The organism is Paenibacillus sp. LjRoot56, from assembly GCF_964253335.1.
Classification (GTDB): Bacteria; Bacillota; Bacilli; order Paenibacillales; family NBRC-103111; genus Paenibacillus_E; species Paenibacillus_E allorhizoplanae.
In genome coordinates, this window is record NZ_CAXURV020000001.1 from 2,454,122 (window position 1) to 2,476,955 (window position 22,834).

Sequence of the window (22,834 nt, forward strand, 5' to 3'; positions counted from 1 at the left end):
GATGAAGATTGCCAGCAGCCAGTTTCGGGCCAAGAAGCTAAGATCAATGAAAGACTTTGAGGATCATGTTCGTTGGCACGTTGAATCAGCCGTAGCACAAGGGGCGGAGCTGCTCTTATTGCCTGAGTTTTTCGCGATTGAGCTGCTCACGCTGCACCATTTTGACATCAAGAGTACGGAGGATGTCACGAAAATCTTCGAGTGGTTTGGCAAGGAATACACAGCAGCGATCAAGCAATTATGTGCCAATTTGGCCAAAGAGTATCAAATCACACTCGCTGCGGGGACACATTTCGCCTATCAGCCGGATCGTAAATGCTATTACAATACAGCGTATGTCTTCACAGCTAGCGGCGCTGTCTTTGAACAGAACAAGATTCATCCTTCCTATGAAATGGTGTATAACAAAGAATTGACCACACCTGGCGATAAGCTGGATGTTTTCGAAATAAATGGTGTGACCTATGGTATCTCCATCTGCTACGATAACTCGTTTCCCGAAGTGGCGCGTATCCTTAGTCAAATGGGGGCTGATATTATCCTCGCACCGACTTGTTGTCTCGATGAGTGGGGGCAAAGCCGCAATATTCTATTCGCTCAGGCAAGAGCTTCGGAGAATCAGGTGTATGTGGTGAATAGTCATATGATCGGATCGATTCCGTTCCCAACGCATATTCCTTATGGATTTACATTCACGGGTAAAAGCGGCATATACTCACCGATTCAACCGATGATTGGCACACCGAATGCGATTGTCAGCCAAGGGGAAGCGAATGTGGAGATGGTTGTCGTCGGAGATATTAATCTAGATTACTTGAAATACATTCGAGAAAATGGACATAATCGGAATCGTACTGATATGCGGCCTTCTTTCTATCAACAATATGCCTTTCAAACAACCTGAATGAGAAAGTAGTTGGCGAATGTGGACATTCTATTAACCATGCTTCTGATGGGGATGATCTTAGGCTTTGCAGGGACGGGGGGCTCTGGCTTTATTATTGGGATTCTTCTAGCCGTGTTCCATGTCCCTGTTCATACAGCGCTTGGTACTTCAATTGCAGCGATGGTTTTTACAACTTTATCGGGTTCAATCAGTCATTTCCGAGAAGGGAATGCTAGGCTTCGCTCAGGCCTCATTATCGGGGCCTTCGGAGCGGGTGGTGCGTATGCCGGAACCTTTGTGGCTCGCATGATTGCAGCCGATCAGCTGATCTGGCTAACGAGTGGTATGTTGTTCGTCTCTGGACTTCTTATTTGGCTTCGAACAAGTAAGATATTTTCTGCCAAAGAGCGGATGCTTGCTGAGGAATCTGTTGAAGTAAAGCAAGTAAAGTTCTGGGTATTAGCGGCGTTGACGGGTATAGTAACGGGTTCACTCTCTGGGGTTTTTGGGATTGGATCTACACCATTCATCCAGCTGGCACTGCTTATTTTATTCGGGTTTCCACTCCGACAAGCGGTGGGGACGACAATGGTCGTTATTCTACCCATCGCTTTGTTCGGGTCGATTGGTTTTTTCCAAGCTGGATTCTTGGACTTTGTATTGCTCGCACAAGTTGTTGCGGGGACGATGATCGGTTCTTATATTGGGGCAAAATTTACGAAGAGAGCTCCGAAGCTGCTGCTTCGCTCGGCGATGATTATGACGCCGATAGCGGGGGCGTTATTGATGCTGGTGAAAACATAGGATGCATGAGGATTTCACTCGTTTGAAACTGTCATATTGGCTAGGAGGGACCACACTTGATCTTAGGAGATTTCCACAAGTGGTCAGAGGATAAATGGTTATTCTCTGAGCGGCTTGCGCAGAAGCTGGACTACCTGTCTACGTGTTCATTCGATGAAATCGAGGATGGGGTATATCCTGTGGGAGAAGACGGTACTTATCTGGTCGTGAAAACGACAGCAACGATCCCCTTCTCAGAGGCATTGCCAGAGCGACATCAACGATATATGGATATTCACTATATCCTTGCCGGATCAGAGACCATTGGCTTTGCTCGGGATTGCGAGGAGAATCACCCGGTTGAGGTGAGTCCAGCCATTGACGATCATACCTTTTTCCATGGTGCGGAAAATGAGATGGAGTTGACGCTATGTCCAGGGCAGTTCGCCATTTTTATGCCATCAGATATTCACAGGCCTTGGTGCAAGGGGACTAAGTCCGAATATGTTAGAAAGGCCTTGTTGAAGGTGATAGTCCATAATTAATGCTATAGTACCGGAAAAGTTCATAACGAAGCCCAGTAAATTAGATTGTTAATTTACTGGGCTTTTTTGTGCGATACAACGGAATGAAGTGAATAGCTAAATCATTACGATGACAGCAAAGAATGATTACTTGAAGGTTACACATCCGCTAAACGCCCGTCATGTAAGGGTTTTCAAGGTTGAGAAAAAGAAGTTAAATGAGTACGATAGCCTGATATTCATTTCATAACTTATGATACGAGGGAAGCCAAACACATACCAGTCAGGAGGAAGTCGAGTGCCGCAACCCTTGGAAGCACAAATGCAAAGAGCTCGATTAAGCTCATTTAAACGATCACAGCTAGTGCGAGATCTCATAAGAGATCGATGGATGTATCTACTATTGTTTCCCGGGATCTTATATTTTGTCGTATTCAAATATGTTCCGATGCTTGGTCTGGTCATGGCGTTTCAGGACTACAAGCCTTTTACCGGATTTATAAACAGTCCATGGGTTGGCTTTAAACATTTTGAACGATTTTTTATGGAGCCCCAATTCTGGTCACTGTTTCGAAATACTTTGTTGTTAGCCATCTATAATTTAGTCTTCTTTTTTCCGCTTCCGATCCTATTAGCTCTTATGATTAATGAAGCGCGAAGAGAGATGTTCAAACGAATCGTCCAAACATTGCTCTATTTGCCGCATTTCATTTCTTGGGTAGTTGCTGTAGGTATATTTTATGTGTTATTTACGACTGAAGGTGGCGTCGTTAATGAATTGCTAGCACAATTCGGGTTTGAGAAAATCCCATTTATGCTAAGTGAAGAATGGTTTAGACCCATGATTATTGCGCAATCGATTTGGAAAGAAGCTGGTTGGGGGACGATTATCTTCTTAGCTGCTTTGTCTGGCGTCGACTTGCAATTGTATGAGGCTGCTCGGATGGATGGGGCTGGTCGCTGGCGCCAACTCTGGCATATAACGATACCTGCGATCCGAAGTACGATTGTGATTCTGTTTATTCTAAGATTGGGCAGCTTCTTGGATACGGGCTTTGAGCATATCTTCCTTATGCTGAACTCGATGAACCGTGAAGTAGGCGAAGTGTTCGATACCTATGTGTATATGAAGGGTTTGACACAGGCGCAATATAGTTACAGTGCCGCAGTTGGTTTGTTCAAATCAGTAGTGGGGTTGGTACTTGTACTTGGGGCGAACAAACTTGCGAAGAAATTTGGCGAAGAAGGCGTTTACTAGGAGGTGGAGATATACAATGCCAACGAATGATAAGACATTAAGCAATAAAGTATTCGATTGGGTTAACTATGCGTTATTAACACTTGTTTCCTTGATCACGATTATACCGTTTGTCTATATTGTTTCGGTATCTTTTGCAGCTCCTTCAGAGGTTGTCAAAGGTGGATTGCTTTTGATACCTACTAAATTTACGCTTAGTGCGTATAAATACATTTTTTCAACGGACACCATGATTAGAAGCATCGGAGTATCGATTTATGTAACCGTTTTAGGAACATTGATCAATCTTATACTCACTTCGTTTACAGCCTATCCATTGGCTCGAGCCACGTTGCGTGGGCGTAAAACCTTCATGTTACTAATCCTGATTACGATGCTTTTCAGTGGCGGTATGATCCCGACCTACTTCGTCGTCAAATCGGTTGGCCTGATTAGTTCGTATTGGTCTCTTATGATTCCAACAGCCATTAGTGCATTTAACTTAATCGTTCTAAAAAACTTTTTTCAGCAAATTCCAGATGGATTGGAAGATGCTGCGAGAATTGATGGCTGCAATGATATCGGGACTTTATTCAGAATCGTGCTACCCTTGTCCATGCCAGCTATGGCGACTTTCGGACTGTTTTACGCAGTGGGACATTGGAATACGTTCTTCCATGCTGTTATTTATATCAACGATTCTGAGAAATGGCCCGTACAGGTTGTGCTTAGGCAAATTGTGCTCATGTCTCAAGATAAAATTGGCGATTCGACCTCGCAGTCCGATCCGACAGATTATTTGCCACAAACGATTCGGATGGCTTCAATTGTGGTCGCGACAATACCCATTGTTCTCGTCTACCCATTCTTACAGAAGCATTTTGCGAAAGGCGTTTTATTAGGTTCGGTAAAGGGATAACCTATTATGGTTCATCTTTGCATATGTACCATATTATTCATAATCATGGAGGGGTAAGAATGATGAAAAAAAGGTATATGGCTTTACTTTGCTCCATCGCGTTGACAACAGGTACACTTGCAGGTTGTGGAAACAGCACAGATCCGAAGAAAGAAGAAAAAACGGTGGATAACACACCACTAGAGGTAACCATTGCTACGCCGCAGGTAGGGGAAGCGCCTAAAAAGGGCAGCGATATCGAGCTGGCGATAGAGAAATATACGAATGCCAAAATCGATATTCAATGGATTCCAGATGCTGCTTTTGAAGACAAGAAGAACATCATGATTGCTTCTAGCGAAATGCCGAAAGCTTTTAAAGTGAAAGCTAACGCTTCGACCCTAAATGCCATCCAGTCCGGCTTGTTCTGGGAAATTGGCCCTTTATTAAAGGATTACAAAAATTTATCGGAGCTTAGTCCGATGTATTACGACAACATTAAAGTGGATGGCAAGCTATACGGGCTGCCGTTATACCGTGACATAGGACGTGCAGGTATCATCTACCGTAAAGACTGGTTTAGTGGGCTCGGCTTAAAGCCTCCAGTTACACTAGACGATTGGTACAACATGGCCAAAACAGTGGCAGAAAAAGATCCTGATAAGAATGGCCAAGCGGATACGTACGGCTTCTTCTTGGATAAAAACTATAACGATCCAGTTCTTAGCAGCAGCTTTTTAACTCGTCTATCTGTTCCGAATGGGGCGCCTAATAAATGGGGGGTTGAAAATGGTAAAATCGTAGCTGAATTTATGACGAAGCCGTATATGGACTCTTTGAAGTTATTGAAACGTTTGTATACTGAGAAATTAATTAACCAGGATTTCTCCATCGTGCAAACAGCGGATTCCGATAATAAATGGAATGCTGGTAAAGTTGGTATTCGTGTTAACACGGTAGCAACAGCTGCTGCACTTTCTTTTGATAATGTTTCGAAATCAACGCCAAGCGCTGTAGTAGATGTCGTACCATTTGAAGGTCCATCTGGACTTAAAGTTCCGGCAGAGTCTGGAAACAACGGTTTCTTCCTTTTTCCTAAATCGAGCGTGAAGACGGAAGCGGAACTGAAACGCCTGTTAGGCTTCTTCGATAAGCTGCTAGATGCTGAAATGTCAACGCTTCTGACAAGAGGGGTTGAAGGCAAGCACTTTACCAAAACCGAGGATGGCAAAGGACAAATTAAAGATTTGACATTGTTCAACCTTGAAGTTAAACCGTACCGTGATAGCTTGCCGTCATTCGAAACAGCAGGAAAAGGACTTCCGTTGAAGCAAAACGAGTTACAAGCAAAAGGTTCGAAGATCGCTCAGGATAATCTGAAAAGTGTCGTTCCGAATGTGGCCCTGACATTTAATTCGAAGACCTACGCTGAAAAAGGCGTTGAGCTCGATAACATGATTCGTGACGCTCAAACCAAATACATTATGGGTAAAATCGATGACGCTGGCTGGCAGGCTGAACTTGATAAATGGATGAAAGCAGGCGGCGAGAAGGTCATTGCTGAGTACACGGCAGAATACGCTAAGCAGAAAAAATAGAGTGATCCATAAATATAGAGTCTGAGAGACGGAGTGAGTACATGCTTACAAATGTAAATGTCATCGATAAAACCGCTTATATCAATGGCTGCTGGGTAGAACCCGGCAGCCGCCCTTCTAAAGATCATTTCAGTCCCCTGAATGCTGAGTTGTTAGTTGGACGCAGCCTTCAATTGAGTAAGGAAGATGTTGACCAAGCGGTTCAAGGCGCTAAAGAAGCACTACCGAATTGGTCCAGCTTGTCAGGAACGCAACGAGCTAATTTTTTATTTAAAGCAGCTCAGAAGCTAGAAGATCATCTAGAAGAGTTGGCACAACTTCTCACAGTAGAGATGGGTAAACCGATCGGCGAGGCAAGAGGTGAAGTTAACCGCGCTGTCGTGCTGTTCCGCTATTACGCAGGTGAAGGTCTCCGCAGCATTGGCGAGGTATTGCCTTCCACAGACGGGGGATCACACTTATATACGACTCGGGTACCACTTGGGGTCGTTGGTCTTATTACACCTTGGAATTTTCCTGTCGCTATTCCAGTTTGGAAGATGGCGCCAGCTCTAATATTTGGTAATACAGTCGTATGGAAGCCTGCAGAGCATTCGACGATTACAGCTTCAAAGCTCATGCAGCTATTGGAAGAGAGCGGCCTGCCGAAAGGCGTCGTCCAGCTTGTAAGCGGCTCAGGATCCGTTGTCGGACAGAGCATTCTGGATCATCCTGATGTGACAGGAATTTCATTCACGGGCTCGGATAGCGTAGGCAAGCAAGTTTCGCAAGCCGCATCGTCCCGTCATGCGAAGTATCAATTGGAAATGGGCGGGAAAAACGCGACAATTGTACTTGCGGATGCCGATTTGGAAAGAGCGGCAGATGTCATCATTAGCGCTGCTATGCGATCTGCGGGTCAGAAGTGTACGGCTACTAGCCGCGTGATTGTTGAGAAGTCGGTGAAGGAACAATTGACCTCATTGTTAATTGAGCGGGCGAACCGTATTAAGTTGTCTAATCCGCTGAAAAACGATTGTTATCTTGGACCTGTAGTATCTAAGCGTCAATATGAGTCGATTCTTAACTTTATCCAAATCGGTATCCGGGAAGGAGCTCAAGTTCTTGCTGGTGGTAAAGCGAAGACGGAAGGCGAATTTGCCAATGGGTACTATATTGAGCCTACGATTCTAGATCATGTCGACCCGCAATCCACGCTCGCACAAGAGGAAATTTTTGGGCCAGTCTTAGTGATTAACGAGGCCGATCATCTCGATCATGCAATCGATTTAGCTAATAGCGTACGTTATGGTTTGGCTGCGGCAGTTTTCACACAAAATCAAAAGCATATTCATCACTTTGTGAATCGAATTGAGGCTGGCTTGATTAAGGTGAACGGTGAAACCGCTGGTGTGGAACCGCAGGCTCCTTTTGGTGGTATGAAGCTTTCAAGTTCGTATTCTCGAGAACAAGGAAGAGCGGCAATCGAGTTTTTCACACAGGTCAAAACGGTAGTGATTACACCATAGTAGTTGGAGTGAAACGAAAGGAAGAGAACCCAGATGGATTATGCTGCATTCAGTAAAAGGCTGGAAACGATTTCGGCTATTAACATTACACCTTTTGATGAAGAGACGCGCCGCATTGACTGGGAAGGACTGGAAGCGAATATTGAGTTCTTACTGGCGAATGGTACTGAAGTGATTGTGCCTTGCGGAAACACGGGCGAATTCTATGCGTTAACGCTGGAAGAAGCGAAGGAAGTAACCAAACGGGTCGTAGAAATCGTAAATCATCGTGCCATTGTTATGGCTGGTATCGGATATTCCGTTGAAACCGCCGTAGAGCTTGGTAAGCATGCTCAGCAGGTTGGTGCAGATTGTGTGATGATCCATCAACCCATTCATCCTTACATCACGACGCCAGGTGCGGTGTCCTATTACCGTAATGTGATTGAAAGCTTGGATATTCCGTCCATCCTTTATTTGAAAGATGCTCATGTTTCGGACGATATCTTGTTTAGCTTAGCACCGTTGGATAAATGCGTGGGTGTGAAGTATGCGATCAACGATCTTCCGCGTTTTACCGAAACGGTGCGCAAGATCAGCGCAGACTACAACATCGCTTGGATCTGCGGGACAGCTGAAAAGTGGGCACCTTACTTCTACAATGCAGGCGCAAAAGGATTTACATCGGGCTTAATCAATGTAAATCCCAGTATCTCGCAAGGGATGCTGCAAGCGTTACGAGATCAAGATTGGCCTACTGTATGGAGACTGTGGGAAGATGTTCTGCCTTTTGAGAACTTGCGTGCCAAATATAATGCCGGTAACAATGTGGTTGCTGTAAAGGAAGCGATGGAACAGTTGGGACTTCGTGCCGGCGTCACGCGCGAACCTGTAGAACCTTTGAATGAAGCGGATAAGAAGGAAGTAACGAATTTACTAAACGCATGGGGGCTGCTAACAACATGAAAATTTCAGATCTTAGACTTACGGTTATCGCAATGCCGCGTAATACAGGGTTTGTCTGCAAGCATGTCATCGTGGAGATTGATGCGGATAACGGATTAACAGGTATTGGTGAAATGTCGGACTTCTCTCATCTTCCTCATTATTCATTAGACATTCAGGACATGGCTGTGGTGCTCAAGTCCATCCTATTAGGCCAGAGCCCATTTGATATTTCACTGCTCAATAAGGAGCTGCTCAGCAATTTTCCAGAAACGATGTTTTATTACGAGAAGGGTAATTTTATCCGTAATGGGATTGATGCAGCTTTACACGATCTTTGTGCGAAATCGCTAGGTATTTCCGTAGCTGAATTTATTGGCGGAAGAATCAAAGAGAAAATTAAAGTCTGTTACCCAATTTTCAGACATCGCTTCATGGAAGAGGTAGAAGAAAATTTGGCGATTGTTCGCGAGAGACTTAGTAAAGGGTTTGATACATTCCGACTCTATGTTGGAAAAAACTTAGATGCCGATGAAGCATTTTTGGCTGGCGTAAAGCAGGAATTTGGATCGAAAGTGACGATTAAATCGCTGGACTTCAGCCATTTATTGGACTGGAAATCGGCGTTGAAGGCCACGAAGCGATTGTCGCAATATGATTTCCAGATGGTGGAGAGCCCAGCTGTTCAGAATGATTTCGAGGGACTTCATCATTACCGAATGAACACGGAGTACCCAGTAAGCGAGCATGTATGGAGCTTCCGTCAGCAGTCCGAAATGATTAAGCACGATTCTATCGATATTTTTAATATTTCGCCTATTTTTATCGGTGGAATTACTGCTGCTAGGAAAGCAGCAGCAGCAGCGGAAGTCGCCGGGAAATCGTGCTTGATTGGTACAACGCAGGAGCTGTCTGTAGGAACAGCTGCTATGGCACATCTGGGAAGCTCGCTTGTGAATTTGAACTATACATCAGATCCGACTGGACCTGAATTGTATATTGGCGATATTGTTAAAAGTCCAGTTCAATACGAGAACGGATATCTTCTTGTTCCGGGACGTGACTTGCCTGGTCTAGGTATGGAGCTAGACTGGGATCAAATCAACAAATACCGCGTGGATGACCTAAGCTGGGGGAACGTATCCGTTCATCAACTTCAGGATCGTACCTCGCAAACCAAGAAGTAAACATGCAAGCAGCCGTCCGCACATTCACACCGGACGGCTGGTTTTGATATAATAAGGGTCATTGAAACGAAAGTAAACAGAAGTGAGGAATAACATTGCCCACCTATTTATATCGCATGATCCTATTCGCTATGCTGCTGGTTGCCATTCCAGTCACGACAATCGGAATGATTTCTTATCATATTTCCTCCCAAGATATAGAGAAAAAGGTTAAAGAAAGCAATTCCCAAATTTTGCTGCAGAACGAGATGAGAATTGAGCAAGTATTGAAAAATGTAGAAATGGGTGCCGTGCAATATTTAAATTCACCGCTTGTAACAGACAACCTCTACAATGCGTTGACACAGGATGATTTCCAAACGATTACAAGCCTTGCCAAGGGTTTATATAACTTGCACTCTTTATCGGGCGTAGCTGACACCCACCTCATTAACCTGGAAAAGGACTGGATGATCAGCAATTTAGGATTCACCCATACGGCGGATTATTCCGATAAAAACCTTTTGCAAGATTACGCAAAAAATCCCAAAAATTTATTCTGGTTAGCAGACGAATATGGGATTCGGATGATTGTAAAGCTCCCCATGATTGCTCCGTCAGCAGCTCCGAAAGCATTACTGATCATAGAAATGTCGAAGACGGAATTGGAAAAAGGGTTAGCCCAAACGAAGCAGTTGGGAGACATCTACGTACTGAACCGCGAGCACATCCCATTCTTAAGTAACGCGGGAGCAGATTACATTTCCGATTCGATCCTGGAGCCTTTGAAAAAAGTGACAGATGCTAACGGCTATTATGAAGGCAAAAATACAGCTGTGAATTACAGAGTATCGTCCAATAGTTGGATTTATGCTTCCGTCGTTTCCATTGATCAAGTGACGATGGAATCCAAGAAGATTGCACTCGTTACAATTAATGTCTGCTTGATCGTCTTCCTTGTGATTGCATCTGCCGCATTCTACGTGAGTAGACGGATGTATTCTCCGATCCGACGTTTATTTCAGACGATGGAACAGTTCGGCGGCGAAACGACAGAGTCTCGCAGGAAAGATGAGTTTGCTTATATCGAGGATAGATTTAATGCGTTATTCCGGACACGGAAGCAGTTTCAACAGCAGCTTCAAGGTCAAACGGGACAGATGAAAGAGTTCTTCCTGTTGAAACTGTTCATGGGACAGGTGACGGAGAGCGAATTTGCTTTCAAGTGTGAAACCTATGGCTTCGCGGAAAAAGGGAAGCCCATGGGTGTGATTGCGCTGCAGATCGATTCTCTTCAGGATACAAGATACATGGAAAGCGATAAGGAATTGCTGTTATTTGCTATTCATAACATCGTCAGTGAGCTTTTGCCAGCTAATCGTTTGCTTGGTTCCTTATTGCTGGATCAGTCTCAGGTATCCCTGCTTACTGGGGATGTTGAAGATCTGCAGGAACTGCAAGTGAGTTTTCACCAAGCGGCGGAGGAAATTAAAGATAAGGTGCACGAGCTGCTTCAGCTGAAAGTGAGCATCGGTATCAGTCGCGTATTTTCCCGATACACGGATGCCATGAATGCACATGCAGAGGCTTTGGAAGCGCTGAAGCGAAGGATTCGTCTGGGGAGTGACATCATCATTCATTATGATGATATTGAAACGGTTCATGAGAACAGCAAACATCTCGCAGCATCGCTGAATTATTTGGAAGATTATCTCGTAAACGCATTAAAAACAGGTGATTCAACATCTACGTTTGAACATTTTGATAAATACGTTGCGTTGATCATGGAAAGAGAGATCCGGTTTAACGATTTTCAATTTGTGATGATTGAACTGATTACTGAGATTCATGGCTTAGTCCAGCAGCAAGGCGGTAAATTGGAAGGCTTAATTGATACGAAATCCGTGCTCCATTCTTTTATGAAGTTGAACACTGTACAAGATATTACGTCCTGGTTTAAGACCGATTTGCTGCCACCAGCACTCGCCTTCTTCAAAGGACGGGCAGATTCGCAATATATCAACCTCGCGCATCAAATGCTTACAATGATTCATGAAGGATTCGAGCAGGATATTTCACTTGAATCGTGTGCCGCGAAGCTTAAATATCATCCTGTTTATGTAAGTCGTGTTTTTAAGAAGGAGACAGGCGTTACTTTTATTGATTATTTAACCAACTATCGGGTAAACATGGCGAAGAAATGGCTGAAAGAGACAGATATGAAGATTTCGGAAATAGCCGAGCGACTTAATTATGCTAATTCCACTGGCTTTATCCGGACATTTCGAAAGCTTACAGGGATGACACCTGGTCAATATCGTGACACCTAAGTTAACCATGTTAACCATTTGGGAGATGAAACGTATGACGTATCAAATGATGGATCAACTAAGAGATCACTATATGGAAAGTGAAGAAACTTGGTTTTCTTTGAGATGGCATTATATTGAGAGCTGCATTCTCAAATCCTATTTAGACAGCTACAAGCAATCGGGTAAAGAAGACTATTACCTGTTCGTCAAAAGTTTCATTGATCGTCTATATGATGAAAATGGTAGAATCCCGGCCATTGATGTGTGTTATTATAGTATTGATCAAATCAGACCAGCGACTATTCTTTTTGACTTCTACAAAAGAGAGAATGATCCCAAATATAAGCATGTGCTTGATTTGATCTATGAGCAGCTGAAAACCTATCCAAGAACAGCGTCAGGAAGCTTCTGGCATAAAGAAAATTATCCAAACCAAATTTGGTTGGATGGACTTTACATGGGACAACCATTTTTGGTTCGTTACATCAAGGAATTTGAGGAAAAGAAGGACTATTCCGATACCATAAATCAATTTTTAAACGTGAAAAAGTTTATTTTTAATGAAGAAAATCGTCTATACTACCATGCTTATGACGAGAGTAGAGAGATGTTTTGGTGTGATAAAACGACGGGAATGTCTCCAAATGTCTGGGGACGCGCTGTGGGCTGGTTGGTGATGGCCTTGGTGGACGTGCTTGAACTTCTGGAAGATGAACAGGTGGACAGCGAGCCTCTGAAAATGATGTTGCAGGAAACGCTAGACGGTATGTTACCTTACCAGCATAGCGGGGGTATGTGGTATCAGATTGTTGATATGGGAGATCGACCAGGGAATTATTTGGAATCTAGCGGGACCTTGATGCTGGCTTATGCGATGTTGAAAGGTTCGCGTCTTGGCTATCTTACTAGCGAATACGCTGAGCGCGGGAAGTCTGCCTTTGACGGTACTATCCGGCAATATCTCCATGAGGAGAATGGAGAAGTGCTGCTTGGTGGAATCTGTAGAAGTGCAGGACTTGGCACAAATCCTGATACGGGCAAGGTTCGTGATGGGACCTTTAAGTACTATACCGAAAACGAAATCATCGTGAGTAATAATGGACATGGCGTAGCACCGCTGTTTATGGCGTATACCGAGGTTAAGCTTTCAGAGCTTTAAAGTCATGTTAGGAGAGAAGCCAATGCTGAATAAATTAAACAAGAGCCTGGAGAAATGGCTTCCGCTGATTACTCCTACGAGTGTTATTCTAGGAATTATTTTGACAGTATGGTTAAAGTCTTTTACTTACTTAGTACCATGGATCTTCGGCTTTATGACGTTTACAGGCAGTTTAAGTATGAACTTTAAAGATTTAAAAAGGGTATTAATTCAGCCTTTCCCGATTTTCGTCTCGCTGCTTGCTCTGCATGTGTTGATGCCTGCTATGGCATGGATCATCGGTAATGTGTTTTTTCATGATGATGTGTATCTGAGAACTGGTCTAATTCTAATGGTCGTCATTCCTACTGGTGTCGTAAGTTTCATGTGGGTTTCCATCTTTAAGGGGAATATTGCGCTAACGTTGTCGGTTATTTTGATTGATACCCTATTATCGCCGTTTCTCGTGCCTTTTACGATGGATGCGTTTCTCGGCGTACAAGTGAAGATGGATGTGTTTGGTATGATGAAAGGCCTTTTCTTTATGATCGTCCTTCCTTCCTTATTGGGTATGCTGCTAAATCAACTTTCGCAAGGAAAGGTGAAGGAGAAATGGGGGCGCCCCTTATCGCCATTCTCCAAAATAGGGTTGGCCTTCACCATTGCGATTAACAGCGCTGTGGTGGCACCATATTTCACAAAAATTGACAGTAAATTGGTCCTGACAGCTTGTGTGATTGTCGTCATGGCTTCATCTGGCTATCTGATTGGTTGGCTGATCGCCAGATGGCTAAAGTGGGACCGCGATATCATGGTTACCATGGTGTTTAATACCGGGATGAGAAATAATAGCGCTGGTGCTGTGCTGGCCATTTCGTTTTTTCCGCCACCTGTCGCCATGCCTGTTATTATGTGTATGCTTTTTCAACAACTGCTCGCTTCCTTGTTCGGGCAATTATTATGTAAAACCCCCGATGCGATAAAATTGAAGCCTGTAACACAAAAAACGGTATAAGGGGAAGCCAGGTGTTCGCATTAACGAACCAAGATCTTTGGGTTTTCGGTGAAAAAGCACTCTTTCTGGAACTGAATCGTACGATTTAACCTGCACATCTCGTGCAGGTTTTTTTGGATTCAGGAGGTCACATCACGACTCCCGTTTGCGATACACTCTCTCAGGGCGACCCACGACGCCATAAGTCAGATCGGCGAAAACTTCGCCCGAGGAGACTAGATGCTCCAAATACCGGCGTCCAGTCGAACGACTGACGCCTATTTCTTTGGCGATTTGATCCGCAGTCATCCCGTCTGCCGCGGTAGAAATCGCCTGAACGATTTTGACTAGCGTTAATTTGTCGATGCCTTTAGGGAGATAAGAAATCTCAGCGCGGGAATCCTTTTTACTCGTTCCCAAAATGAGGCGATCGACATCGCTTTGATTAATAGAGCCAGTATGATTTAGCCGATTCAACTCGCTATGGAAGTCTAGATAACGCAGGAGCGTTTCCTGCAGCCGATTGAAAATAAGTGGTTTCATAATATAATCAAACGCTCCGCTGCGAACGGCTTCCCGTATAGCCTCGACTTCTTTGGCAGCCGTGATCATAATGACGTCGGTATCTCGGAAATGTTGACGAATATAGGAGAGCAACTCCAAGCCATTGGAACCAGGAATGTAAATATCCAACAGAACTAAATTTGGCCGTAAAATGTCTAGCTGTTCCTTGGCTTGAACATCGTCTGTAGCGATACCGACAACGTGAAAGCCGTCTACTTTTTCAATAAACCTTCGGTTAATTTCGGCGATCTTCACATCATCTTCGATGATCAAAACTTCAATGTTCGGTTGTTGGTGTTCCATCATCAGAGGTTGAACTCCTTTCTGTGGACATCGGATGTTTCGGTATAGCGACGGTGAAGAGTGTGCCGCATTCCGGGTTTTTATGGAAAGTGATATACCCGTTAAGCTTATGGACAGCGTGCTGGACTAAGGCTAAACCGATACCGCGATGTTCACCTGCTTTAGTTGAGAATCCTTTCTCAAATACGGCATTACCTAACTCATCGGGAATGCCGACGCCGCAGTCCTCGCATTCGATAATCAAATCCTCGCCCAGATCGGTTAAAAATAATTTTACATAGGGCGTTTGTTGTACCTCAACTGCCAGAACTGCTTCCATGGCATTGTCAATCAAGTTGCCGATGATGGTGACGAGTAAATTTCGGTCGATTTCCGGAGGAATATCTCGAAATGAGCTTTCACGGTCAATTTCAAAAGTTAGCTTCAACTCCTGTGCATGATTGAATTTGCCAATCAACAGCCCCCCGATCATAGGATCTGGAATTTCGGTCATGATGAACTGCACCCAATTCTGGTGCACGTCCGATTCCTTGGAGATGAGATCGACAGCTTCTTGATACGATTCCAATTGGATGAGTCCAGAGATGACATACAGCTTATTGGAGAATTCATGCGTCTGAGCGCGCAGTGCTTCAGCGAAGCGTTTCACTTGAGACAGCTCCTCGGCCAACCGGTAGAGTTCGGATTTACTTCGAAAGCTTGAAACGGCACCAGTAACACCGTGTTTTCGGCTCACAATCGGCACACGATTGACGATGACATCATGATCGCCGATCAGCATTTCATGGTCAAATTCGGCTTCGCCCGTACGTACCACTTCATGCAATCGCGTGTTCGGGATCACATCTTCAATGTGTCTGCCTGTGATTTTCGCACTGAGGGGCAGCTGCATAAGCTGCAAAGCATAACGGTTTGCCATTGTGATGATGCCATCTCGGTTTACCGCGATAATTCCCTCACGAATCGTTTGCAGAATGGCTTGTTTCTCGGTATACAGCTCACCGATTTCCTTAGGCTCAAGTCCATGTATGGAGCTTCGAACATTACGTGCGATAAGGACGGAGCCGATCAGGCCAACGACTAGGACGATGAGAGAAATGAGCTCGATTCGTGACTGATAAGTATAGGTAATCGAATTGATATCTTTCGTAAGAAATCCAACGGATACAATGCCGATGACATTGCCATGATCATCAAACAGAGGTGCTTTACCGCGAAGTGAAGGGCCAAGTGAGCCGATGGCCTTGGAGATGATCGATTGTCCTGCAAGAACAGGACCGTTGTCCCCGCCGACCATTTCTTGCCCAATTCGTTCAGGGAGCGGGTGTGAGTAGCGAATGCCTTCGCGATTCCCGACAACGATATACTCGGCATCGATTTGATCTCTTACCTTTTCGACGAGAGGCTGGATGATCTTGGAAGGGTCCGAAGTTTGGAAAGCCATACGAATATCAGACATATTAGCAACGGTTTCAGCCACCTTTAAGGCACGAGTCCCGATTTGATCCTCTAGTGCTGTGGTCATCATGTAATAAAATATACTGCCCAAACTGATGATGACGATGGAAAGGAATGAACAAATAATGAGGATAAGCTTGGTATGAAGCCTCATTTTCCACGCAGGCCTCCCATTTTTGGTTAATTTAGAAGAATGTATGTGTTTGGTATTGTAACATAAAGCGTTCTCATTTTGATGATTATAGGGTCTCCAGATCCGTGAACAATATGAACAAAATGGTCAAAACGCCGTTATTACAACTAATCGCCATAAACTTCCCAATAGGCACAGGGGGTGTTATTCTGAAAGCGCTTCAAAGAAAGCGGATACATGATAAATTAAAACCAAATATGGAGGGGTTTCATTTGATAAAACAACTTTTTTCAGCATCTTGGAAAGTATCAGCTATTAGCTTGCTTGCAGTTAGTTTGGCCGCTTGCGGGAGCAATTCAGCGAAACCATCATCGTCATCATCGTCATCAGCTCCAGCAGCTGCGAAATCCAATTATCCAGAAAAAGCACTTAGCATTATCGCTCCATCTGGTGCTGGCGGCGGTTGGGATATGACTGCACGTACCATCGCTAAAGTATTAACGGAAACAAAAGCAGTCGATAAGCCCGTTTCAGTTGAAAATAAACCAGGCGGCGGCGGTACTGTATTCATGGCGGAATACGCGACTAAAGATATCAAAGATAACTACAAGCTGTTCGTGAGTTCGCCTCCAATCCTCATTAATCATTTGAAAAAAGAAGGAAACACACCTTACGGCTACAATGATACGACGCCGTTAGCACAACTGACCAAAGATTACGGCGCTGTCGCGGTAGCAGCCAATTCGAAATACAAAGATCTGAAGTCCTTGCTAGCTGATATGAAAGCAGATCCTACGAAGCTAACGGTTGCGGGCGGTTCGGCACCTGGTTCCATGGATCACTTGGTATCGATTCTACCAGCCTTCAAATATGGGATTGACCCGAAAAAAGTGAAATACGTGTCCTATGACGGTGGCGGTGAAGCCGTAACTGCCTTGCTTGGCGGTAATGCTGATGTCTTAGGTACAGATGCTTCTTCCTTAGATCAATACGTAAAAGCTGGAAAAATCCGCATACTTGCTGTTGCAGCACCTGCCCGTCTTGGAGGCAGCCTGAAAGATGTTCCGACTATGAAGGAACAAGGCGTTGATGCAGAATTCCTGATTTGGCGCGGTTTCTTCGGACCGAAGGACATGTCAGCAGATGCAAAAAAATACTGGGAAGATACGATTAAGAAAATGGTAGATTCCGATGCTTGGAAAAAAGAAATGCAAGCGAACAGCTGGGAGTCGGATTATAAGAAAGCAGATGATTTCAAAGCTTTCTTGGGCCAGCAAGAAATACAATTGAAAGATATGCTGACAGCGCTTGGTATGCAGAAATAAAACCTAACGAGACAAGGGAGAAGATGACCTCTTCTCCCTTGCCCTTAGGGTAGGAGGCAGAGAAATGAATACAACGTTTGATCGTTATGCAGGCATCGCCTTTTTCGCGATTGGTCTTGCCTTTGTGATTGGTTCCTTAGGTATTTCAACTAGTGCTTATGGTAGTAATGTAGGTGCTAATATCTTTCCGATGATTTTGGGCTCGTTCTTGTCTTTGATGAGTTTGCGTCTTATTTATGAGACGTTCCGTAAGCAGCGTGCTGAGAAGGGCAAAGAAAATTTGGATTACAAACGATTTCTCATTATTTTCATCTCGGCTGTCTTATATGCCTATTTCCTTGAAGATATCGGGTTCGTGATCTCCACGTTCCTGTTCCTTATGATTGGTTTTCAAACGATGCAAAAGGGGAGAGTATGGGTTTCCTTGCTGATTGCAGCTTGCTTCTCTTATGGTGTGTATTACTTATATGTGAATCTGCTGGATGGTTCGCTTCCCGGATTTCCAACATGGTTAGGGGGGGCATAAGATGAGCACTTTGGATTATGTGTTGCACGGTTTGGGCACAGCGATGCAGTGGCATAATGTTATTTTTGTATTTTTAGGCGTATTGATTGGCACGGTGGTTGGCGTTCTACCTGGAATTGGCCCGATGAGCGGTGTAGCTCTCTTGATTCCGATCACGGCAACAATGACAGCTGGCTTAGGCCCAGAAGAGGCCGCTACGAGTTCCATCATTTTGCTGGCAGGCGTGTATTATGGGGCGATGTATGGAGGTTCGACGACGTCGATTCTATTAAACACACCTGGAGAATCGTCTTCTGTCGTCACAACACTTGACGGTTATCAAATGGCCAAACAGGGTAGAGCAGGAGCCGCGCTCGCGATTTCAGCAATCGGTTCCTTCGCTGCGGGCATTATTTCACTGATCGGTCTTATCTTCTTGGCTCGTCCTTTGTCGGCAGTCGCAATCAAGTTCGGACCTGCTGAATATTTCTCCTTGATGGTGCTCGGCTTGCTCGCGATCAGCGGACTGGCTGGGAAATCGATGGTGAAGGCGCTTATGATGACGGCATTTGGTCTGTTGTTAGCGACGATCGGTATCGATAACGTGTCGGGCGTGGAACGATTCACATTCGGCATTCCTGAGCTATATCAAGGCTTGGAATTCCTGACTGTGGCCGTGGGGACATTTGCTGTCGGCGAAGTATTCAAAACCATTCTTCAGCGCGAAGGAAACGATGGCGAGATTGCTAAGATCAATCGCATTCTGCCGACAAAACAAGATATGAAAGACAGCGCGGCACCGATTGCGCGCGGTTCTGTGCTTGGCTTTTTCATCGGCTTACTTCCTGGCGCTGGTGCTATTCTTGCTTCTTTCTTCGCTTATATCGTGGAGAAAAAGATTAGCAAAAATCCAGAGAAATTCGGTAAGGGTGCCATTGAAGGGGTGGCTTCACCAGAGGCTGCGAATAACGCTGCATCGGGTGGCGCGATGATTCCGCTTCTGACATTGGGGATCCCATCCTCAGGAACGACGGCTATTCTGATGGGTGCTTTCATTATGTACAACGTTCAGCCAGGTCCATTGCTATTCCAAGATCACCCACAGTTAGCATGGGGTGTTATTGCAAGTATGTTCGTCGGCAATCTCATGCTGCTGATTCTTAATATGCCGTTGGTCAAAGTGTTTGCCAAAGTCATCGAAACACCTGCTAAGTATTTAATTCCATTAATTATCGTCTTTTCCGTATTCGGGGTTTATGCCGTACAGTATTCGACGTTTGATTTAATGCTCATTATGGGCTGTGGTCTTGTGGGATACTTCTTGTCTAAGAACGACTATCCGCTAGCACCACTCGTGCTTGGTCTTATTCTGGGGCCAATGATGGAAAACAACATGCGCAGAGCACTTACCATTTCCAATGGTGATTTCATGATCTTCCTGCAAAAACCGGTTTCGCTTGTATTTCTCATCATCGGTCTGATCTGGATTACCATTCCGCTGATCATGAAACTTAGAGGTAAAAATGTACTTGTGAATGAGGAAGGGTAACTAATATGAAAAATACGATGGCTGGCAAAAGTATTATTTTGCGTCTGGAATTGTTAACAGAGCAAATCCATTTCGGTCAATTAATTACGGTAATTACCGAAAATGGCGGGGATGTTATCGCGATTGACGTTATTCAAACCGGTGCGAATTGGACGGTTCGAGACATTACCGTATCCGCTTCCGAACAGTCCCAGCTGGACAGTATTGTCGCTAGGATGAAGGATCTCGCTGGTGTACGACTTGTTCACGTGTCGGATCGCACATTCCTGCTTCATCTCGGTGGCAAAATTGAAATGAAGCCCAAATCACCAATTCAGAACAGGGATGATCTTTCCCGCGTGTACACGCCGGATGTAGCCAGGGTCTGTATGGCTATCCATGAAGATGAGACTAACGCCTATAAGCTGACAATCAAGCGAAATACGGTCGCTGTTGTTTCCGACGGCAGTGCCGTGCTCGGACTTGGAAACATCGGACCCTATGCGGCGATGCCTGTCATGGAAGGCAAGGCGATGTTGTTTAAACAGTTTGCTGATGTCGATGCTTTTCCAATTTGTTTAAGCACGCAAAGTACCGAAGAAATCATCGCGACCATCAAGCATTTGGCACCAGGTTTCGGCGGTATTAATCTGGAGGATATTTCTTCTCCACGATGCTTTGAGATTGAAGCGAGGCTGCGTGAGGAACTGGACATCCCTGTGTTTCACGATGATCAGCATGGTACGGCTGTTGTATTGTATGCAGGGCTCATTAATGCATTGAAAGTAGTTGGCAAGCAGATTAATGAAGCTAAAGTTGTCGTCTGCGGTATTGGCGCAGCGGGAATGGCTTGCTCCAACATTTTGCTTGCGGCAGGCGTGAAGGAACTGATCGGGGTTGACCGGGAAGGTGCGTTGGTACGTACGAAAGAGTACGCAAACCCGCATTGGACGGAATACGCGGAGCGGACGAACCCTAACCTGCGGACGGGCTCCCTGCATGACGTCATCGAAGGAGCAGACGTGTTCATCGGCCTCTCCGCAGGAGGCTTGCTGAAGCGGGGGGATGTTGAGCGAATGGCGGCTAAACCCGTGGTGTTCGTGATGGCGAACCCAACGCCAGAAATTCATCCCGATGAAATCGAAGATATCGTGGGTGTCGTTGCTACGGGGCGTTCGGATTTCCCGAATCAGATTAACAATGTGCTGTGCTTCCCAGGTATATTCCGTGCGGCCTTGGACTGCCAAGCCTCTACGATTAACGAAGAAATGAAGCTGGCCGCTTCCGCCGCGATTGCGTCGGTTGTCACACAGCAGGAATTGAACAAGTTATATATCATTCCAAGTGTATTTAATCAAGAAGTAGTTAGACGGATTCGTGAAGCCGTCATCCGTGCGGCTATTCAAACAGGGACAGCGCGACGGATACCGCGTGAGTTTCGACAGGTCGATTAATCTGACTGTAGCGGAGTCATCGGAGGAACAATAATGGAGGGATTTGTATGGGTGGTTTAGAAACAAAAGCCATTGTAGAAATCAATCAAGCGGCGAATCAGTTTCAATCCAGTATTGTCATTCAGGTGGGCACGAGGTTTATTGATGTGAAAAGCATTCTGGGTTTGAGCGTTACGCTCTTCAACAATCAAGCGTACAAGCTTGATATTCATGGACCTGATGAAAAGGAAGCCATTGAGGTCATGAAGAGGATTTTTAACAAACATGGTCTTAATTTAAATTTTAAATGAAGACAGAAAGAAGCGAAGGGCCAATTGCCTTTCGTTTCTTTTTTATTTCTTAAAGTAAGCGTACCTTATCTATGGAATTGACAATCGTGACGTTAAAAAAGTTTAATCTATGAAACTAGCCCTCGCATCTATGAATCATGGGAATATCATATATTAACTCAATTGAAAGGAGTTGATATATGATGCTTTTGGTCAACCAGTTTTATGGCATAGTTTATAGAAATGCTAATGGAACAACCACCGTTTTTAATGCGCGCGTCGTGGCAAGAGGGTTAAATAGAATAAGAATTAAATTCATGAACGCGAGAGGTTTTATCGTTTTTAGATTTCTTTTCATTCGCCAAATTCTTAGATTTGTCTTAATTTAATAGCAATAGTAAAACACTCCAATTCCATGTTTACATGGATTGGAGTGTTTTACTTTACTTACGTCGCAGACGTAAGTACCGTCCGTTTGCTCGCGCGTAATGCAGAGCTTTGAAGAACATCTTTTTATCATGTAATTGGTTGAAAATATAGGGATCCGGTGATGTATTAACTTCTAGTACCCATGGTTTCAATTTTTTATCGATGCCAATGTCGATACCAATCTCTTTGAATCCCGGATAACTCGTCTGATAATGTTTAGCAATTCGATACCCTAATTTTCGCAGGCTATGGATATAATCCTTTTTCTTCTGTCCATTTACATAGGAACTAAGCAGCAATTCTAAGGGTAACGGCTTCCCGCTATTATGAAAGTTCGTCACTATTTTTTTGGGATGCGCGACACGACCGATATAACCAGTAGTTTCCCAAGTTTTCATCTGGTTTTTTTGCACCATAATACGTATATCGAATATTCGCTTGTGATGGGTTAGAAGATGAATACCTTGTTGAACGAGGTAAGATCGTTTTAACTTGGCTTTGTTCAGAGCAGCGAATAAGCTTTGAAACGTTCCCAATGACTTAGCAACTTTACCGCCTTGAAAGTGGTATTTATCACTTTTCACCACTCGGATAATGCCATTCCCGGCAGTACCATGGTCGGGCTTCACATAAACCATCTTATATTTGATTAACATCTGGAGTAGGTTGTTCCGACTGTAGATCCTTGTTTCCGGAACAAATTTGCGAAGTTCTTTATTGCGTAAAAGAACTTTCGTTTTTACCCATTTACTGCCTACTGTTCTAGCACGACTCATTGTCAACACAGCACCTTTACTTGGGAATTGGCTTGGATCATACCCGTTATCATATTCAAATAAGGTTGAGTGACTTGGAGTGGCGTCTAGTAGCAAAATTATTTTTTTGTAATAATTCAACG

Annotated in this window: 20 protein-coding genes; 17 read left to right on the plus strand and 3 right to left on the minus strand. The window is 44.5% G+C overall.

Annotated elements, in window-relative coordinates; translation table 11 throughout:
• The first annotated feature begins 1 nt into the window (after position 1).
• The 12 genes from ACSQ8O_RS11055 (at position 2) to ACSQ8O_RS11110 (ending at position 13,989) form a co-directional block, all read left to right on the plus strand.
• A complete protein-coding gene (locus ACSQ8O_RS11055; protein WP_171628543.1) occupies positions 2-904 on the plus strand; it encodes a nitrilase-related carbon-nitrogen hydrolase in 903 nt (300 codons plus the stop codon).
• A gap of 39 nt (positions 905-943) precedes the next feature.
• Positions 944-1,690 (plus strand): sulfite exporter TauE/SafE family protein, encoded by a 747-nt coding sequence (locus ACSQ8O_RS11060; RefSeq protein ID WP_436241992.1) that lies wholly within the window; start codon positions 944-946, stop codon positions 1,688-1,690.
• Positions 1,691-1,746: 56 nt separating this feature from the next.
• The gene (locus tag ACSQ8O_RS11065; RefSeq protein WP_436241598.1) at positions 1,747-2,214 is read left to right on the plus strand and encodes a YhcH/YjgK/YiaL family protein; all 468 of its coding nucleotides are present in this window, start codon (positions 1,747-1,749) and stop codon (positions 2,212-2,214) included.
• A gap of 301 nt (positions 2,215-2,515) precedes the next feature.
• Positions 2,516-3,451 carry an ABC transporter permease gene (locus ACSQ8O_RS11070; protein ID WP_436241993.1) on the plus strand — a complete coding sequence of 312 codons (936 nt, stop codon included), beginning with the start codon at positions 2,516-2,518 and terminating at the stop codon, positions 3,449-3,451.
• A gap of 16 nt (positions 3,452-3,467) precedes the next feature.
• A complete protein-coding gene (locus tag ACSQ8O_RS11075) occupies positions 3,468-4,349 on the plus strand; it encodes a carbohydrate ABC transporter permease (RefSeq protein WP_436241599.1) in 882 nt (293 codons plus the stop codon).
• Positions 4,350-4,408: 59 nt separating this feature from the next.
• Complete coding sequence (locus tag ACSQ8O_RS11080) at positions 4,409-5,926, plus strand: extracellular solute-binding protein (protein ID WP_436241600.1); 1,518 nt, start codon at positions 4,409-4,411, stop codon at positions 5,924-5,926.
• A 41-nt stretch (positions 5,927-5,967) separates the two neighbouring features.
• A complete protein-coding gene (locus tag ACSQ8O_RS11085) occupies positions 5,968-7,434 on the plus strand; it encodes an aldehyde dehydrogenase family protein (protein WP_436241601.1) in 1,467 nt (488 codons plus the stop codon).
• 33 nt (positions 7,435-7,467) lie between these two features.
• Complete coding sequence (locus ACSQ8O_RS11090; protein WP_436241602.1) at positions 7,468-8,379, plus strand: dihydrodipicolinate synthase family protein; 912 nt, start codon at positions 7,468-7,470, stop codon at positions 8,377-8,379.
• Positions 8,376-9,545: a mandelate racemase/muconate lactonizing enzyme family protein gene (locus ACSQ8O_RS11095; protein WP_436241603.1), complete on the plus strand. Its 1,170-nt coding sequence runs from the start codon at positions 8,376-8,378 to the stop codon at positions 9,543-9,545. The genes ACSQ8O_RS11090 and ACSQ8O_RS11095 overlap by 4 nt, the downstream gene beginning before the upstream one ends.
• Before the next feature lie 116 nt (positions 9,546-9,661).
• Positions 9,662-11,854: a helix-turn-helix domain-containing protein gene (locus ACSQ8O_RS11100; protein ID WP_436241604.1), complete on the plus strand. Its 2,193-nt coding sequence runs from the start codon at positions 9,662-9,664 to the stop codon at positions 11,852-11,854.
• Between the two features lie 34 nt (positions 11,855-11,888).
• Positions 11,889-12,995, plus strand: a complete 1,107-nt coding sequence (locus tag ACSQ8O_RS11105) for a glycoside hydrolase family 88/105 protein (RefSeq protein ID WP_436241605.1) — start codon at positions 11,889-11,891, stop codon at positions 12,993-12,995.
• Between the two features lie 22 nt (positions 12,996-13,017).
• Positions 13,018-13,989, plus strand: a complete 972-nt coding sequence (locus tag ACSQ8O_RS11110; RefSeq protein WP_436241606.1) for a bile acid:sodium symporter family protein — start codon at positions 13,018-13,020, stop codon at positions 13,987-13,989.
• A 132-nt stretch (positions 13,990-14,121) separates the two neighbouring features.
• On the opposite strand, the gene ACSQ8O_RS11115 is transcribed toward ACSQ8O_RS11110, so the two are convergent.
• Together ACSQ8O_RS11115 and ACSQ8O_RS11120 are read right to left on the minus strand one after the other, a co-directional pair.
• Positions 14,122-14,838: a response regulator gene (locus ACSQ8O_RS11115; RefSeq protein WP_436241607.1), complete on the minus strand. Its 717-nt coding sequence runs from the start codon at positions 14,836-14,838 to the stop codon at positions 14,122-14,124.
• Positions 14,810-16,447 (minus strand): ATP-binding protein, encoded by a 1,638-nt coding sequence (locus ACSQ8O_RS11120; protein WP_436241608.1) that lies wholly within the window; start codon positions 16,445-16,447, stop codon positions 14,810-14,812. Before ACSQ8O_RS11120 ends, ACSQ8O_RS11115 begins: the two co-directional genes overlap by 29 nt.
• Before the next feature lie 236 nt (positions 16,448-16,683).
• On the opposite strand from ACSQ8O_RS11120, the gene ACSQ8O_RS11125 reads away from it, so the two are divergent.
• The 5 genes from ACSQ8O_RS11125 (at position 16,684) to ACSQ8O_RS11145 (ending at position 21,528) form a co-directional block, all read left to right on the plus strand.
• Positions 16,684-17,751: a tripartite tricarboxylate transporter substrate binding protein gene (locus tag ACSQ8O_RS11125; protein WP_436241994.1), complete on the plus strand. Its 1,068-nt coding sequence runs from the start codon at positions 16,684-16,686 to the stop codon at positions 17,749-17,751.
• A 64-nt stretch (positions 17,752-17,815) separates the two neighbouring features.
• Complete coding sequence (locus ACSQ8O_RS11130; protein ID WP_056623789.1) at positions 17,816-18,277, plus strand: tripartite tricarboxylate transporter TctB family protein; 462 nt, start codon at positions 17,816-17,818, stop codon at positions 18,275-18,277.
• A 1-nt stretch (position 18,278) separates the two neighbouring features.
• Positions 18,279-19,805, plus strand: coding sequence for a tripartite tricarboxylate transporter permease (locus tag ACSQ8O_RS11135; protein WP_056623786.1), 1,527 nt, complete (start codon positions 18,279-18,281; stop codon positions 19,803-19,805).
• A gap of 5 nt (positions 19,806-19,810) precedes the next feature.
• The gene (locus ACSQ8O_RS11140) at positions 19,811-21,238 is read left to right on the plus strand and encodes an NAD-dependent malic enzyme (protein WP_436241609.1); all 1,428 of its coding nucleotides are present in this window, start codon (positions 19,811-19,813) and stop codon (positions 21,236-21,238) included.
• A 47-nt stretch (positions 21,239-21,285) separates the two neighbouring features.
• Positions 21,286-21,528: an HPr family phosphocarrier protein gene (locus ACSQ8O_RS11145; RefSeq protein WP_436241610.1), complete on the plus strand. Its 243-nt coding sequence runs from the start codon at positions 21,286-21,288 to the stop codon at positions 21,526-21,528.
• 422 nt (positions 21,529-21,950) lie between these two features.
• Here ACSQ8O_RS11145 and ACSQ8O_RS11150 read toward each other — a convergent pair whose 3' ends face one another.
• Complete coding sequence (locus ACSQ8O_RS11150) at positions 21,951-22,712, minus strand: YheC/YheD family protein (protein ID WP_436241611.1); 762 nt, start codon at positions 22,710-22,712, stop codon at positions 21,951-21,953.
• Positions 22,713-22,834: the final 122 nt, after the last annotated feature.